Origin of the sequence: Streptomyces fumanus (genome assembly GCF_014655295.1) — a bacterium.
GTDB classification, from domain to species: domain Bacteria; phylum Actinomycetota; class Actinomycetes; order Streptomycetales; family Streptomycetaceae; genus Streptomyces; species Streptomyces fumanus.
This window is the reverse complement of the sequence record NZ_BNBI01000004.1, coordinates 490,608-504,660: the sequence shown is the minus strand read 5'-3', so window position 1 is coordinate 504,660 and position 14,053 is coordinate 490,608. Positions and strand designations below refer to the sequence as shown.

At 69.2% G+C, this 14,053-nt stretch carries 11 protein-coding genes and 1 pseudogene; 4 read left to right on the top strand and 8 right to left on the bottom strand.

Annotation, left to right across the window (positions count from 1 at the left end):
- Positions 1 to 27 precede the first annotated feature (27 nt).
- From IE316_RS11660 to IE316_RS11650, 3 genes are all read right to left on the bottom strand, one after another.
- Complete coding sequence (locus IE316_RS11660; RefSeq protein ID WP_190204146.1) at positions 28 to 3,516, bottom strand: non-ribosomal peptide synthetase; 3,489 nt, start codon at positions 3,514 to 3,516, stop codon at positions 28 to 30.
- Between the two features lie 124 nt (positions 3,517 to 3,640).
- On the bottom strand, positions 3,641 to 5,374 hold the full coding sequence (locus IE316_RS11655) for an MFS transporter (RefSeq protein ID WP_190204145.1): 1,734 nt from the start codon (positions 5,372 to 5,374) through the stop codon (positions 3,641 to 3,643).
- The gene (locus tag IE316_RS11650; protein WP_229910339.1) at positions 5,368 to 6,531 is read right to left on the bottom strand and encodes a hypothetical protein; all 1,164 of its coding nucleotides are present in this window, start codon (positions 6,529 to 6,531) and stop codon (positions 5,368 to 5,370) included. The genes IE316_RS11655 and IE316_RS11650 overlap by 7 nt, the downstream gene beginning before the upstream one ends.
- Before the next feature lie 426 nt (positions 6,532 to 6,957).
- On the opposite strand from IE316_RS11650, the gene IE316_RS11645 reads away from it, so the two are divergent.
- The 3 genes and pseudogenes from IE316_RS11645 (at position 6,958) to IE316_RS36200 (ending at position 8,102) form a co-directional block, all read left to right on the top strand.
- On the top strand, positions 6,958 to 7,146 hold the full coding sequence (locus IE316_RS11645; RefSeq protein ID WP_190204216.1) for a hypothetical protein: 189 nt from the start codon (positions 6,958 to 6,960) through the stop codon (positions 7,144 to 7,146).
- 60 nt (positions 7,147 to 7,206) lie between these two features.
- A pseudogene (locus IE316_RS11640) lies at positions 7,207 to 7,530 on the top strand (transposase); the annotation flags it as partial.
- 161 nt (positions 7,531 to 7,691) lie between these two features.
- The gene (locus IE316_RS36200) at positions 7,692 to 8,102 is read left to right on the top strand and encodes a hypothetical protein (protein WP_351055159.1); all 411 of its coding nucleotides are present in this window, start codon (positions 7,692 to 7,694) and stop codon (positions 8,100 to 8,102) included.
- A gap of 29 nt (positions 8,103 to 8,131) precedes the next feature.
- On the opposite strand, the gene IE316_RS11630 is transcribed toward IE316_RS36200, so the two are convergent.
- The 4 genes from IE316_RS11630 to IE316_RS11615 form a co-directional block, all read right to left on the bottom strand.
- Entirely contained in the window at positions 8,132 to 8,473 is a 342-nt protein-coding gene (locus IE316_RS11630; protein ID WP_189858056.1) for a DUF5713 family protein, read from the bottom strand.
- 133 nt (positions 8,474 to 8,606) lie between these two features.
- On the bottom strand, positions 8,607 to 8,870 hold the full coding sequence (locus IE316_RS11625) for a hypothetical protein (protein WP_190204142.1): 264 nt from the start codon (positions 8,868 to 8,870) through the stop codon (positions 8,607 to 8,609).
- 304 nt (positions 8,871 to 9,174) lie between these two features.
- Entirely contained in the window at positions 9,175 to 9,933 is a 759-nt protein-coding gene (locus IE316_RS11620; protein ID WP_190204141.1) for a bacteriocin fulvocin C-related protein, read from the bottom strand.
- Positions 9,934 to 10,389: 456 nt separating this feature from the next.
- Positions 10,390 to 11,391, bottom strand: coding sequence for an AraC-like ligand-binding domain-containing protein (locus IE316_RS11615; protein ID WP_190204140.1), 1,002 nt, complete (start codon positions 11,389 to 11,391; stop codon positions 10,390 to 10,392).
- A gap of 480 nt (positions 11,392 to 11,871) precedes the next feature.
- Between IE316_RS11615 and IE316_RS11610 the strand changes: the two genes are divergently transcribed.
- Positions 11,872 to 12,171 carry a peptidase inhibitor family I36 protein gene (locus tag IE316_RS11610; protein WP_190204139.1) on the top strand — a complete coding sequence of 100 codons (300 nt, stop codon included), beginning with the start codon at positions 11,872 to 11,874 and terminating at the stop codon, positions 12,169 to 12,171.
- Between the two features lie 200 nt (positions 12,172 to 12,371).
- On the opposite strand, the gene IE316_RS11605 is transcribed toward IE316_RS11610, so the two are convergent.
- Positions 12,372 to 13,505 carry a polyprenyl synthetase family protein gene (locus tag IE316_RS11605; RefSeq protein ID WP_190204138.1) on the bottom strand — a complete coding sequence of 378 codons (1,134 nt, stop codon included), beginning with the start codon at positions 13,503 to 13,505 and terminating at the stop codon, positions 12,372 to 12,374.
- Between the last annotated feature and the right edge of the window lie 548 nt (positions 13,506 to 14,053).

The following is a 14,053-nucleotide window of genomic DNA, read 5'->3' as shown; positions in this document are numbered from 1 at the left end:
CCGGGGCCACCGCTTCCCCCGGTGCCGTTACCGCCCGTCGCCGTCCTCGTCCGCGGCGAGCCGGTGGACGGTGCCGTCCTCGGCGAACAGCTCGCTCAGTTCGAAGTCGAAGCCCTCGGCCTGGGCGAGCGCCACGAGCCGCATGGCCGCCAGCGAACTGCCGCCCAGCGCCAGGAACGGGGTGTGGACGTCGACCTGCTCGACCTGGAGCACCTGCGCCCAGATCGCGGCCAGCGCGGTCTCGTCCTCGGTGGAGGGGGCCGTGGTGATCCCCGCGGTCGCGGCGGTGCCGCGGGCCGGGAACGGCGCCGGCGCGCCGGCGTCCGCGGTCCCGGGACCGGCCGCCGGGGCGGGCCGGCTCGCCGCGATGTGCTCGGCGAGCTTGCCCACCGTGGTCGTACCGCCGTCGGCGATGGCTTCCAGGACACCGCGGAAGGCGCCCAGGACCCGGTCCACCGACTCCGCGTCGAAGAACGCCAGGTCGTACTTGACCTGGAAGAACAACTGTTCCTCGGGCATCGCCTCGATGGCGAATGGGTAGTTGGTCCAGCCGACGTAGCGCTCTTGGCGCACGTCCAGCCCGCCCCGGCCGGTCCAGCCGGTGCCCCGGGGGAAGTTCTCGAAGATCAGCAGCGACTCGAACAGGGGCTGTCCGCTGGGCAGGTCGGTGCGCTGCTGGATCAGCGGCAGCGGGTAGTGGTCGTGGGAGCGGGCGGCGACCTGGGTGCGCTGGATCTGCTGGAGCCAGTGGCCGATGGGCTGCTCGGGCTCCAGGTTCACCCGCATCGGGAGGCTGTTGATGAAGATGCCGACGATGTCCTCGACCCCGGCCAGCCCCACCGGGCGGTGGGTGATGGTGATGCCGAAGCAGACGTCGTCCTGGCCGCTGCACCCGCCCACGACCACGGCCCAGGCGCCCTGCACCAGGGAGTTGAGGGTCAACTGGTGGGCGCGGCCGTAGGCGAGCAGCCGCTCGGTCAGTTCCTCGCCGAGGTCGAGGCGGGCCTCGGCGTGCATCTCCTGGGAGCTGGCGGAGAGGCCGAGCCGCGCGGAACGGCCGATGACGGTCGGGCGGCGGAAGCCCGCCAGCCGCTCCAGCCAGTAGTCCCGGGCCCCCTTGATGTCCTCCTGTTCCAGGAAGGACACGTAGTCGCCGAAGGAACGCGTCGGACGCAGCTCGGGCAGCCGTCCCTCGAGACCGGAGTGGTAGATCTCCAGGGAGTCGCGCAGCAGGACGAAGAGCGACCACGCGTCGAGGATCAGGTGGTGGTAACTCATCACCAGCTTGTACGTCGTGGCTCCCAGTCGCACCATGGTCAGCCGGAACAGCGGCGCCCGGTCGTACGCGAAGCCGCGGTGCCGGTCCTCGTCGAGGTAACGCTCCAGCAGCGCGGCCTGCTCGGCCTCGGTGCGGTCGGACCAGTCGAGCACGGTCCACTCCAGCTCGGCGGTGCGCTGCACCGCCTGGAGCGGCTCGGACAGGCCCTTGGTCGCGATCCAGACCCGCAGGATCTCGTGCCGGTCGACGACCCGCTGCCAGGCCCGGTGATACGCGTCGAGGTCGACCTCGCCGTCGACCGCGTACAGGAACTGCTCGAAGTACACCCCGGAGTCCGGGTCGAGCAGCGAGTGGAAGAGCATGCCCTTCTGCATCTCGGTGAGCGGGTACACCGTCTCGATGCCGTCGGGGTCGGCCGCGGCCGCGCGCACCGCGGCCAGGTCGTCGGCCGCGAGGGTGAAGCCCCGCGGTTCGAAGGAGTTGGACGGCGCGGGGCCGGAGCCGCCCTGGGCCTCGATCAGGGCGGCGGTCTCGGCGATGGTGGGGGTGGCGAAGACCTGGGTGGCGCTCAGACGGATGCCGTCGCGGTTGGCCTTGGCGCTGACCAGGAAGCCCTGGATGGAGTCGCCGCCCAGCGCGAAGAAGTTGTCGTGGATGCCGACGGCGGGCCGTTCCAGGATCTCGGCCCACAGCGCGCACAGGTAGCTCTCCAGCTCGTTGCGCGCGGCCGTGTACTCCTCGGCCAGTTCCAGGTGGGCGCCCGGCAGTTCGTGCAGGGAACGGCGGTCCACCTTGCCGTTGTGGGTGAGCGGGATCGTGTCGATGACGGTGAAGGCGGCCGGGACCATGTAGTACGGCAGCCGGTCGGCCAGGTGGGCGCGGATCGCGGCGGCGGTGGGCGGTTCCTGCCCGCAGGTCAGGTGGGCGACCAGCCGCTGGTGTCCGCCCGCGCCGCGCAGCCCGGAGACGACGGCGCCGGTGACACCGGGGACCTCCAGCAGCCGCGCCTCGACCTCGCCCAGCTCCACCCGGTAGCCGGCGATCTTGACCTGGTCGTCCATCCTGCCGAGGAGTTCGATGCGGCCGTCCTCGGACTGCCGCGCCAGGTCGCCGGTGCGGAACACCCGGCCGCCGCCGGTCTCGGCGAACTTGGCGGCGGTGAGCTGGGGCAGCCGGTCGTAGCCCTCGGCCATGCCCACGCCGGCCAGGCAGAGTTCGCCCGTCTCGCCCGGCGGGACCGGGGCGAGGTCGGCGTCGAGGACCCTGGGGGTCAGCTCGGCCGGGTGGCCGACCGGCACGAAGCCGTCGTACTCGGCACCGGGCAGGCACTCCCAGTAGGTGCTGTAGAGGGCCTCGGTGAGTCCGTAGACGTTGAACAGCCGGGCGGACGGGCCGGTGGCGAAGTACTTCTCCGGAAGGGCGCCGGGCATCACGTCGCTGCTGCAGAAGACGTACTTCAGCGAGGTGTTCGCGGCGAAGCCGGGGTTCTCCAGGATGCCGGAGAGCAGCGCCGGGACGACCATCAGGGTCGTCACGGAACCGCTGCCGATCAGCTCGACCAGCCGGTCGGGGTCCTTGTGGTCGCCCGGCGGGACGATGACCACGGTGCCGCCGGAGAGCACCGGCCAGAACACCTCGCGGACCAGGTTGGTGATGCTGAGGGTGGTGCGCAGCAACTGGCGGTCGCCGGGCTCGAGCGGGAAGGTGCGCTGGAGCCAGCGCTGGCCGCTGAGCAGGGCCCGGTGGGAGAGCATCACGCCCTTGGGCGCGCCGGTGGAACCGGAGGTGTAGAAGATGAACGCCAGCGCGTCCGGGGCGAGTGCGACCGGACCGGGGAGCGGTTCCACGGCGGCGTCGAGCAGGTCCTCGACGGCGGTCTGCCGGGTGCCGGCGGGGGCGGGCCCGTCCAGCAGGGCGCGCTCGGTGAGGATGGTCGCGGCGCCCGAGTACTCCAGGATGGCGGAGCGGCGCTCGGCGGGGTCCTCCGGGTCGACCGGGACGCAGACGCCACCGGCGCGGAGGATGCCGAAGAGCGCGGGCAGCAGCGCGAGGGAGCGCGACATGTGCAGTCCGACACGGTCGCCGGGGCGGACCCCCCGGGTGGCGAGGGCCGCGGCGATCCGGTCCGCCTCCGCCTCCACCTGGGCGTAGGTGGCCGACGAGTCTCCGAGGAGAGCGGCGGTGCGGGTGGGGGCCGAGGTGGCCTGCGCCGTGAGCAGGTCATGCAGGAACGACATGCGGGGACACCATTTCCGTGTGGTCGGTGCGGGGCGGGGCGGACTGCGGTACTGGAGCGGGACGAGAGGTGAGCGGGCGCGGGAACGTCCGGTGGACGGGTCGGTCCCCCGCCGCGCGGGACGCCTAGGCCCGGTCGGCGGGCGCTGTGTCCTGGGCGTCGGCGGGCGATGGTTCCCGGCGCCCCGGGTCCGGACGGCCGGCGCGCACCGGGCCCGGAGCGTGACCGGACGTCTCGGTGGGGGCGTCGGCGGGGGCGTCCGCCGAGGCGGCGGCGCGCTCTCCGGGCTGCGTGGGCTCGGCGGTGCGTTCCCCGGGTCGAGTGGGCTGGGTGACGCGCTCTCCGGGCCGAGTGGGCTCGGCGGCGCGTTCCCCGGGCCGGGTGGGCTCGGCGGCGCGCTCCCCGGGCAGCGCGGGCTCGGTGACGCGTTCCCCGGGCCGGATGGGCTGGGTGACTCGCTCACCGGGCCGAGTGGGCTCGGCGGCACGTTCTCCGGGCCGCGCGAGCTCGGTGACGCGCTCCCCCGCCCGGGAGGGCTCGGAGGCGGGCGGAGCCGTCGGCGCGGTGGTGTCCGGGGGTGCGGGTGCCGCCTGTGGCCGGGGCGGGGGCAGCAGGGCCCCCGCGATCAGGGGCAGGGCGCCCGCGGTCAGGAAGACCCAGGTGAGGCCGGCCGTGGCGGACAGGGTGCCGCCCGCCAGCGAACCGAACGGAATGACCCCCCAGGTCAGCCAGCGGTACGCGGCGTTCACCCGTCCGAACAGGGGCAGGGGCACGGTGGCCTGGCGGTAGGAGGTCACCGCCACGTTCCAGACCATGGAGACCAGCCCGTAGACGAAGAGGCCCAGGGCGACGACGGGCACGGCGGGCACGGCCAGGGCGAGGAAGCAGACGCCGAGGACCGGTGCGCCGAACCGCATGACCGGTGCGTCACCGACCGCCTTCAGGACCCTTCCGGCCACCAGTCCGGCGAGGATGCTGCCGACCGCGAGACAGGTGAGCAGCAGCCCGTAGCCGGTCTCGGAGAGTCCGAGCCGTCCGGGCCGCACCGCCCACAGCGGCAGCATGGTCAGGCACATGGAGTAGGAGAGGTTGTTGACGGCGGCGGCCGTCGCGAGCCTGGCGAGGTCCTTGCGGCCGCGGAAGTAGCGCAGGCCGTCGCCGAGTTCGGCGATCAGCGAGCCGAGCGACGATCGGCGTCCGTCCTCGGGGACCGGTGCGGGCGTCTGGCGGGCGTGGCTCGCCGTCGCCCGCTCGACGGCCGCGGGCAGCAGCCCGAGCGCCCAGACGGTGACCACGTACAGGGCGACCACCACGGCGAGTCCGCCGCCCGAGCCCAGGGCCACCACATAGCCGCCGAGGGCGGGACCGATGAGCTGCGCGAGGAACATCTGGGTGGACTGCAGGGAGGCGTTGGCCTTGCGCAGTTGCCCCACCGGCACGAGCCGGGGCAACTGGGACTGGGCGGCCACGTCGACGAAGGTGCCGGCGCAGCCGATGAGGAAGGCGGTGACGATCAGGACCCACAGGGGCAGCCGGTCGGTCGCCGCCAGGACGCACATGACGGCCACCAGCGGCAGCCGGAGCGCCGACGCCCAGCGCATCACGGTCCGGGGCGGGTACCGGTCGGCGAGCACCCCCGCGGGCAGGGTGGCGATGAGCCAGGGCAGCCGGACGGCGAGGCCCACCGCGCTGACCGCGAGCGCGGAGCGGCTGATCCCGAGGGCCAGCAGCGGAACCGCGATCTTGTAGATGCCGTCCGCGAGGTCCGAGGAGACCACGGCGGACTGGAAGAGCCGGAAGGTGGGACCCAGCCGCTCGTTCCCCGGGGTGTCCCGTCCCCTCCGGAGGACTTTCAACATCGGTCCACCAGGACCGCGGAGCTCATCAGGGCGCCGTGGTGCGCGTTGAGGACGGGTCCGCCGCCGGGGACGCCGTGCCGGACCAGTACGCCCGAGGGGGCCTGGCCGAACATGAACGGGCCGACGACGAAGGGCACCTGGGCGTGTTCCACGGCACCGGTCTCCTGGTCCTGGAAGTCCAGCGCCAGCCGGTCCGGCGTCACGTGGGTTTGCAGGATGTGGCGTCCGGCCCACCGGGCGTGGTCGAGCGCCTCCCGCCACTCCTCGTCGCCGGTCTCGGGGCCGAGGACCACACCACCGCCGCCGTAGCCGCCGGTGGGTTTGAGGACCAGCTCCGTGCGGTGGGCCAGGGCGTACCGCAGCAGTTCGTCGCCCTGGCGGCCGTGGCCGGGGAACAGGGCCGTCCAGGGCAGGTGCCGCTCGACCAGCCGCCGGTCGTCCTCCGGGAGGAATTCCTTGTCGGTCCAGAGCCAGGCCATCGTGGACTTGTCGCTGAGCAGCCAGGTGGCCTCGGACGTGTGCATCCGCACCCGGCCGGCGCGCACGGCGCGCAGCAGGGCGTCCAGGCCCGGGCTCGGCGGCTGGTCGGCGCTGAGGAAGAGCCGGAGTACCGCGTCCACCGGTTGCCCGTCGAGCAGCAGGACGTCGTCCGCACCGGTCTCCAGCCGGTCCATCGTGCAGGCGACGGTGTCCATGCCGTGCCGTCGGCCGCTCTCGCACATGGGGGCCAGCCAGGCGAGGAAGGCGTCGGGGTCTTCGAGTCCGGGCGCCGCGCCTTTGCTGAACACGGGAATGGCGACCCGGGAGCCTTCCGGAAGTCCCAGTGACGTACGGATTTCGGCGAAACGGGAATCCACGGCGGACGGCGGGGCGTCTATGCGGTGCCCGCCGGGAAGCCGGTGATAGAGAGCGCGAAATCGCGCGGCAAGGAGGTCGGCCTGGAGTGTGCCGCCGAGCGCCCCGTCGATATTGAATTCCACGAAATAGGGGACGCCGGACCGGTAGACGATGTCGGGGCGCGCCGCGACGAGCAGGTGCTCGCCCAGCGGTTCCGCCCGGGACAGGAGCGGGGTGTCGGTCTCGTCCACGCCCAGCACGTCCTGGAGCTCGCCGACCGTGGCGGCCCGGCGGCGGCAGGCATCGAGGATCAACCGCATGAGACGTGCGGAAACGCGTCCCAGTTCATCGAAGTGGGTCCGGTCGACGAAACTCGGGCGCACGGGGCGCCAGGTCCCCTTGGAGCCGCTGATCCCGTCATGGACGCTCCGCACGTCGGCGGCCGGGCGGGCCAGGACGCTTTCCCGGAAGGACGGGGGGAGTTCACTCCAGATGTCGAACGAACGACGCGATGAACCGAGAAATTTCTCCATGCCCCCCACATGCCCTGTTCGCAATTTCGCACGGGAGGTTTCGCGTCCCCCCAGCCGCTGGAGCGGAACACTATCGCCCTATCACCAGCATCGTTCCGCGGCACCGGCAGATGCCCTCCCACGCGAATATGGGAACGACGAAAATGTAGCCAGAAACCACTGTCCTCCGAACATCTTGCCGACAGGTCGCCCGCAATCGATAAATACCACCACGTGGACACCGGGCGACGGGACCGCGAACTGCCGGGAACGGCACGGCTTCTCCCGCTGTCGCCCCGGACGTACGGAGACGGGGGCGAACCGGTGCACGGTGAGTACCGGATCTCCGGCGGCAAGCCGGTCGTCGTGGACGTGACGGTCGAGGACGAGGCGCTGCGGCACGCGCGCGGGGAAGCAGCCTGAAGCGAAGGAGTCGTCCGCTCCTCCTCCGACTCCGCGGCACGTCGGCCTCGGCCTCGGCCTTCCCAGCCCGCGAAACAGTACCGGCGGGGACGGAAGACGCTGATCCGCGCCGACTCCGACGGCGGCACCCACACCCTCGTCGCCTGGCTCACCAAGCGCGGGTCGTGGCTGTCGTACTCGGTCGGCACGGCCATCACCGATGCCCTCCATCAGGCCGTCCTGAAGGTGCCGGCCTCGGCCTGGACGCCGGCCGTGGAACCCGACGGCGGCATCCGCGACGGCGCCCAGGGCGCGGAGATCGACGCCGGCAGCGACTGCCTGGCCGGCTGGCCAAAGGGCATGCGGCCGATCGTCCGGAAGGAACGTCCGCATCCTGGCGCCCAGGGCCAGGGCCGGACCGTCTCCACCACCAGCACGGCCCCGGCCTGGGAGGCCACCGACCGGCTGCCGCCCTCGAGGCGGACATGCGGACGCCTCTTCGCCTGGGGAGTGCTTCTTCCCTCACAGCCAACTGGACCCTCAGCGAATGACAGGGGCAGAAGCCGCTGTCCGTGCTGATCAGCGCCGGGCAACGGGGCGATTCCCCGCAGTTCGAGCCCGTTCTGGAAGCGATCCGGGTTCCCCGGCTGGGACGCGGTCGGCCTCGCCGACGACCCGACCGGGTGCGGGCCGCCGATGTCTACGGCTCCCGCCGTAACCGTTCCTACCTGCGACGACGCGGTATCGAGGCGACCATCTCGGTGCCTCGCGGACCGCGTCCGCCACCGTCGCAGACTCGGCTCGCGAGGCGGTCGGCCACCGAAGTTCGACAGGGCCGACTACCGCGAGCGGCATGCCGCGTCGAGTGCGGGATCAACCGCCTCAAGCGCCACCGGACCGTGGCCACGAGGTATGACAGGTTCGCCGTCCGCTGCGAAGCGACCCTGCTGATCGCGGCCCTCAACGAATGGCTCTGACCAGCGGCTGGATCGCTTCCGAACGTTGCTCACCAGTCCCGGGTAGCGATCAGTTCCTCTACGTCCGCGTCCGTGAACCCGTAGGCGGACGCGACGAACCAGAAGTCCTCAGCGATCACTTCCCGCGCGACCGTCTCGATCTCACTCCCGGCTGCTTCGAACTCCGCCTCCAAGAGGTTGAACTCCTCCGTAGCGGCCTGGGTGAGTGCATACAGAGCCGACAGATCCGACGGCCGCTCAGCCTCAATCCGCTCACACAGCCGCAGCAAGATCACCCGGCCCTTGTCGACAACGTGATCGGGGAAGTATGAGTCCGCGTACAACTGCCGCAAAAACGCATGCTCCGCCACCTGCTGGTCCGTGATCGGCATAGTGCCCCGCCCTCTGAGAAGAACTGACGCGCCGATCATGCCCGACGTCACTGACAACGCTGCTGCACCTAGTTGAGGTTGTGGATGCCGCGCTTGGTGAGGCGGCGTCTGCAGGTGCAGCCGTCCCGGCTCATCAGGCCGCACGTGCCTTCCGGGCGAGCGGGTTACGGCACGGTGTCTTCGGGCGGGTGAAGGTGACGCCGGCGGCGAGGACCTGGGCGTACTCGCCGACCGCGTCGGCGAACAGCTCGCTGGCGCGGTGCCGCTCGACCTCGGCGAGGGCGGCGGTGCCGGGTCCGGAGGAGGCTTCGTCGCGGACATCGTGGATGGTGGCGCAGGACGACCAGCCGTTGCCGATCTCGACCGTGGCGTCGCAGTCGACACAAGAACCATGCATCCCGCCACAAGCTGAGACAGCTTCACATTCCAGCGCAGACGGACCAGCACTGGCAGAACCTGAGCAGAGCTCACACCTTCGGATATGGACGAGCTAGGAGACATGCTCGACCAGCTTGTACGGGACGTCGAGCAGGGAAGGGTACGGAACCAACGAAGCCCCCCGGCGGTCGGCGTGCTGAGTGAGATCACCACACCAACGACGAAGGGCTTCGTCACGTCACCACCACGCTGACCAGCCTGTTTTTGCTCCTCAGACGCCGCGATGAAAAGGGCTCAGTAACTCCCCGGCCTTAGGCGGCCGCTCAGCCGCACCGGCCATTGCAATCGAACAACCAGAACAGACCGCAATCCGACGGGATAACGGTGCAACCGCCGCGCAGACAGTAGTAGCCACCGGCACAGCACGTGCAGTCCTGAGTTGAGCAAGAACAATCGGCAGACCGGGCCTGGATCGCGGGCGGGTCGGCGGGACCGATGCTCATGGCCATGGCTTCGGCTTCCCGCAAACCTAGTGCCTCCTTGGCCCGCTCACTGAATTTGCGCATCTCCTCGGTGTGGTCTCCGGGTGACACGAAGACGCGAGCAGCCAGGGTGGAAGCGTCATCCATGACCTGGATCTGAGCGGCTGTGGCGTGGGGATGATCTTGGCGGTAGCGATCGATGTTCGCGAGCCAGACTGCGGTGCGCTCTTCGGGAGACAGCGCTTTTACGATCGCTTTCCGGTAGGGCACCGTGTGCCGGACGATCTCCTCGTACGTGCGCGGCAGACGGTCCAAGTTCGCCGCAACCCAGGAGTCGGCTGCAGTGCGATCGGATCGCGCGAAGGCGGGAGTCCGGCCGGTCAGGGTCAGCCCAATGGCGACGCCCAAGCCACCACTCATCTGAAGGAAACGCTTACGCCCAATTCCGGGCCCAGCGACTTCCGAAGATTTCTCGCTGGTTCCATGGCGCAGTCTTCCCAGTGCCCGCAGAACCCGTACTGTCGCCTGCGGACCGAGATGCCTGGCCAGCGTGAAGGACATGGCGGGGCCTGTCCAGGCTTTTGCTTCGTCCCCGTTCACGCGCAGCAGTGTGGGCGCCCATTTCGGGTCGGCACCCATGCTGCTCTGTCGCCACCGTTGGACGTCGTCATGTTCCAGTGGCATCACCTCCAGCTTGTCCGCGCACGCCTCTGACACGGACGCGGAGATGGCCGAGCAGGTGCTACATGCCCCATCGAAGGCTAGAACCCATCGTGTCTGTCCCACTGTTCTCCCTTGATTGGTCAATTCCTACTGAATCGTTTTCACCCTGGGTATGTGCAGGTGAGCAGGGCGTGGACGGCTCTGACTGCTGTGCCGATGGGCGGGTGCAACAGCGGGCTCGCCGCAGCAGCCGACGCCGTGAGTTGAGCGGAGGACACGTCCTCATGAGGTCTGGTCCGGCACCGACGCTCTGGGCCGCTCGGACAAGGGCCGACTGAGGGCCGTTCGGATCGTTGACGTTCAGGATGCCCAGGCCGGCAACGTCAGACCTTGTCATTCCGCGCAGGGATGTTGGCGATTCGCGCACATCCTGGAAGACGCGTTCCTGTAGTCCCGCGGTGACATCCCGTAAACGCTCCGAAACAGACGGCTGAAGTGCGGCGGATCGGTGAAGCCCCAGCGGGCGGCAATGACCTGGATCGGGCGGGTGCTCAGGTGGGGGTCGGCCAGATCCAGGCGGCAACGTTCCAGACGGCGGTGGCGTATCCATGCCGCCGGCGAAACGTCGACCTCGGCGAGCAACTGCTGGAGCTGGCGCAGGGAGATGTGGTGGGCGTCAGCAATGACCTGAGGGGTCATGTTCAGATCATCGAGGTGCTGCTCGACAAACGCGTTTATTCGGACGCGCAGAGCGTTCCTGCGAGTCTCCGGACTCAGTGCATCCTCAGACCCCAGAGAGCGGGCGATGGTGGAGGCCAGGAGGTCCAGGGTGACCGAGGCGAGGGTGGGAACGTCGGCCGGAGTGAACTCGTCAGCCCGTACGTTCAGGTCGGACAACCAACGGGTGAACACCCCGCCCATCCCGTGACGCCCGCTGATCGGGACACCGAGTAGGCGCCGCACCGCCTTCTCCGGGAACGGCATCAGCCTTCGGGCGAACTGCACGGTCACATGCGACCAGCTCTCCCCGGTGGCGCGGACATCTCCACGGTAGGGATGGCTGGAGTCCATCATCACCAGATCACCTTCATGCAGCACCGTATCGGCTCCGGCTGCGGAGAGAGATCCTTTTTGACGCAGGAAATAGTTGATCTGGTATGCCTCGGGGTCGGACTGCCGGATCAGCTTCGCGCTCCGCGTGATCCCCAGATGAGAAAATGACATCGTGGAGACCTGTAACTCTCCCAAATCCAGGCTCCTCATCCTCGCCCGGAAGTCGTCCTGATCCTCGCTGTGCAGCCAGTTGGCCATGTGAGAGCGGTCAGTGATATCAACGAACAGATCGAATCGCTCTGGGGCTGCCACCCTCTCGGTGCTGAACTCTGTCACCAGCATTCTCAGCTCCCGTAACCGGTTCTCTACCTCCACGAACGTGGCATGAGGGAACGTACGCAAGCCAGTGACCGTTCGGTCATATGCGTCGCCGCACTCATCCTCGCGGACAATCGGGATATATCGAGTTCCAACGGACTCCGTGGTGCAGGGCGGGGTCCAGTGGCTGGGGGTTCGGCGGGCGGCGACCCGGAGCTCGGTGACCCGGGCGGGATCGGTTGCGGCGATGCGGTCGATGCTCAGGGGGAGGTCGTCATAGGGGAGCCTGGCCGGGGTGTGGCCGGCGCGGTGTGCGACGACCTGATGCGCTCCTTCCGCCGACCGGTGAGCACCCGGAGACCGGAATGGCACCCCGCGCATCTCGTATCAGCAGCAGGCTCTGCGTGGCGACGGCTCTGTCATCGTGCGCTGGAGGCGCTCTCCCGGGGTGAACCCGCTGCCGGCCCGACCCACCCGGGCGGCCGCAGGCAGTACCTGTAGGACGTGCTGAAGAACCTGATACATGCTGCGGCCGCCGCCCTCCCGCCACCGACCGTCCCGGCCTCCGCCTCCAGCGAATCCCGCGCCGCCCAGGTCCAGATCGCCTGTCCGGACGGCTATGTCTGCTTCTACCCCGCAACCGGTTTCGGCGGGCACCCCTGGGTCCGCCGCGCCTCCGACGGCAGCGTCAAGGACCTGCCCCCTCGATCCGTGACCGTGGCAGCTCGGTGCGCTTCCCATGAAGCCACCCCTTGGGCGGCGCGTGCCGTCAGGCACAGCCCCGTCCTCCTCATCCACGCGTGATGATGAGCGCGCATCTACCAGGTCCGGGCTGACCCCGCGGGTAAGCGGCACGGAGAACAGACGTACCGGGCTGACACCGAACTTCCCACTCGGACCCTCAGTTGCCACTTCGTCCTTTCTTTCCCTGACCGCGTCGGCTGGCGGAAGGCTCCGGTGGCGACTTCCCGCCCGTCGTGCCCTGCCCTGGCCGCAGTACCCGTTCAGACATCGCGCTGGACAAGACGCGTGATCAGCGTATGCAGAGACGCCCGCACTGCCGCATTGGCGGGCAGTTGCCGCAGAGCGGCCTTTGCCTGCCGTGCCCGGTCCGCGATCATGCTCTCCGTCCGCATGCGAGCCCCGGTGTCCTCCAAGACGGCCCGGAGCCGATCAGCACCTTCCTCGTCCAGGTCGCCACGACCCAGCAGCGTGTCCAGCACGCGGTGCTGCTCAGCGTCGGCCGCCTGCCGTGCCAGACAGACCAGTACGGTCTTCTTGCCCTCGCGCAGATCGTCCAAGGCCGACTTGCCGGTTTGGCGCGGATCGCCATAGACCCCTAACAGGTCATCTCGTAGTTGGAAGGCTTCACCGGCCGGTAGTGCGTAGGCGGACAGGGCCTCGAGTACTTGAGGGGTAGCTCCACCGAGCGCAGCCCCCAAGTGCAGGGGATGCTCGACGCTGTACTTCGCCGATTTGTACCGTGCGATCGTCAATGCCTCCTCCACCGTGACCATGGCACGTGCAGACGCTTCCAGGTCGAGGTACTGCCCGTGCACGAGTTCGGTGCGCATGCGGCACAGCAACGGAACCACCCGGGCGCACTGCTCAGGGGCAGGATCACCGCGCCAGAACAACTCCTCGGACCATGCCAGAGCAGCGTCCCCGATCAAGATGGCCGCTCCCTCCCCCAGGCGGCGCGTGACGTCCTTGACGGGACGTGTGTGACCGGCGCAAGCCAGCAGACTCGCGAAACGCCGGCCTTGCGCTCGGTGGAGCGAGGGGTGACCTCGCCGGGTTTCCGATCCGTCCATGACGTCGTCGTGAATGAGTGCGAAGACATGGAACAACTCGAGAGAGGCAGCCAGATACAGCGCCGCTCGCTCTGTCCCACGCGCACCGACCGCATGCCAGCCCAGCATGGTCAAGAAGGGCCTCAGACGCTTTCCGCCGGCCTGCACGAAGTCCAGCAGCGGCGTACCGAGATCTGGATGGCGGCTTCCTTCGATCTCCTTGCCTGCTCTTGCCTGAAGGAAAGCGGTCAGGACGGCATCGACAGCCGACCGGACCCAGTCCGGATCCAGTCTCTTTTCTCCTTCGCCGCCAGAAAGCCCAGCCGTGGGGGCAACAGGGCACATACAGACCACCTCAACGAGGCCAGCGGAGTCCGGTGCAGGTGAGCAGACAGTCTTGTAAGCAGCGTGCCCGACTCCGCAGGAGCTACGGGAGCGCACAGGTGAGCGAAGAGGTGGGAGTAGGTAAATGGCGCATACGGGGGGCGCAGTTCGGTCATCCCATGGGGACGGTCGGCAACGCATGAAACACAAGCCGACACGTCGAGAAGCTCGTAGCGAAAGGAGTAAGCAGATATCCAGCACCTGCGGCGGTGCACAGATACTGTCCCAGCACCGCCACACACGGTCACCAGCAGGCTGGATTCCACGGACAACTGGCGACGGATGATTGCGCGAGCTCGCCAGTACCCGAGCCCGGAACCCTCGCCGTACTGACCGGCCGCCAGGAGCCCTTTTTGCCGAACACCGGCGGGGAGGTTGAGAGTTCCCGCCGTCTTTCGGCAGACGGGACCGGGCGCGTACTGCGCACACGGGATGCCAAGGGTGCCGGATGAGCCGTGTGAGCAGACGGAGGGGCGCACATTCGGGACACCCCGGCCCACTGGGACATA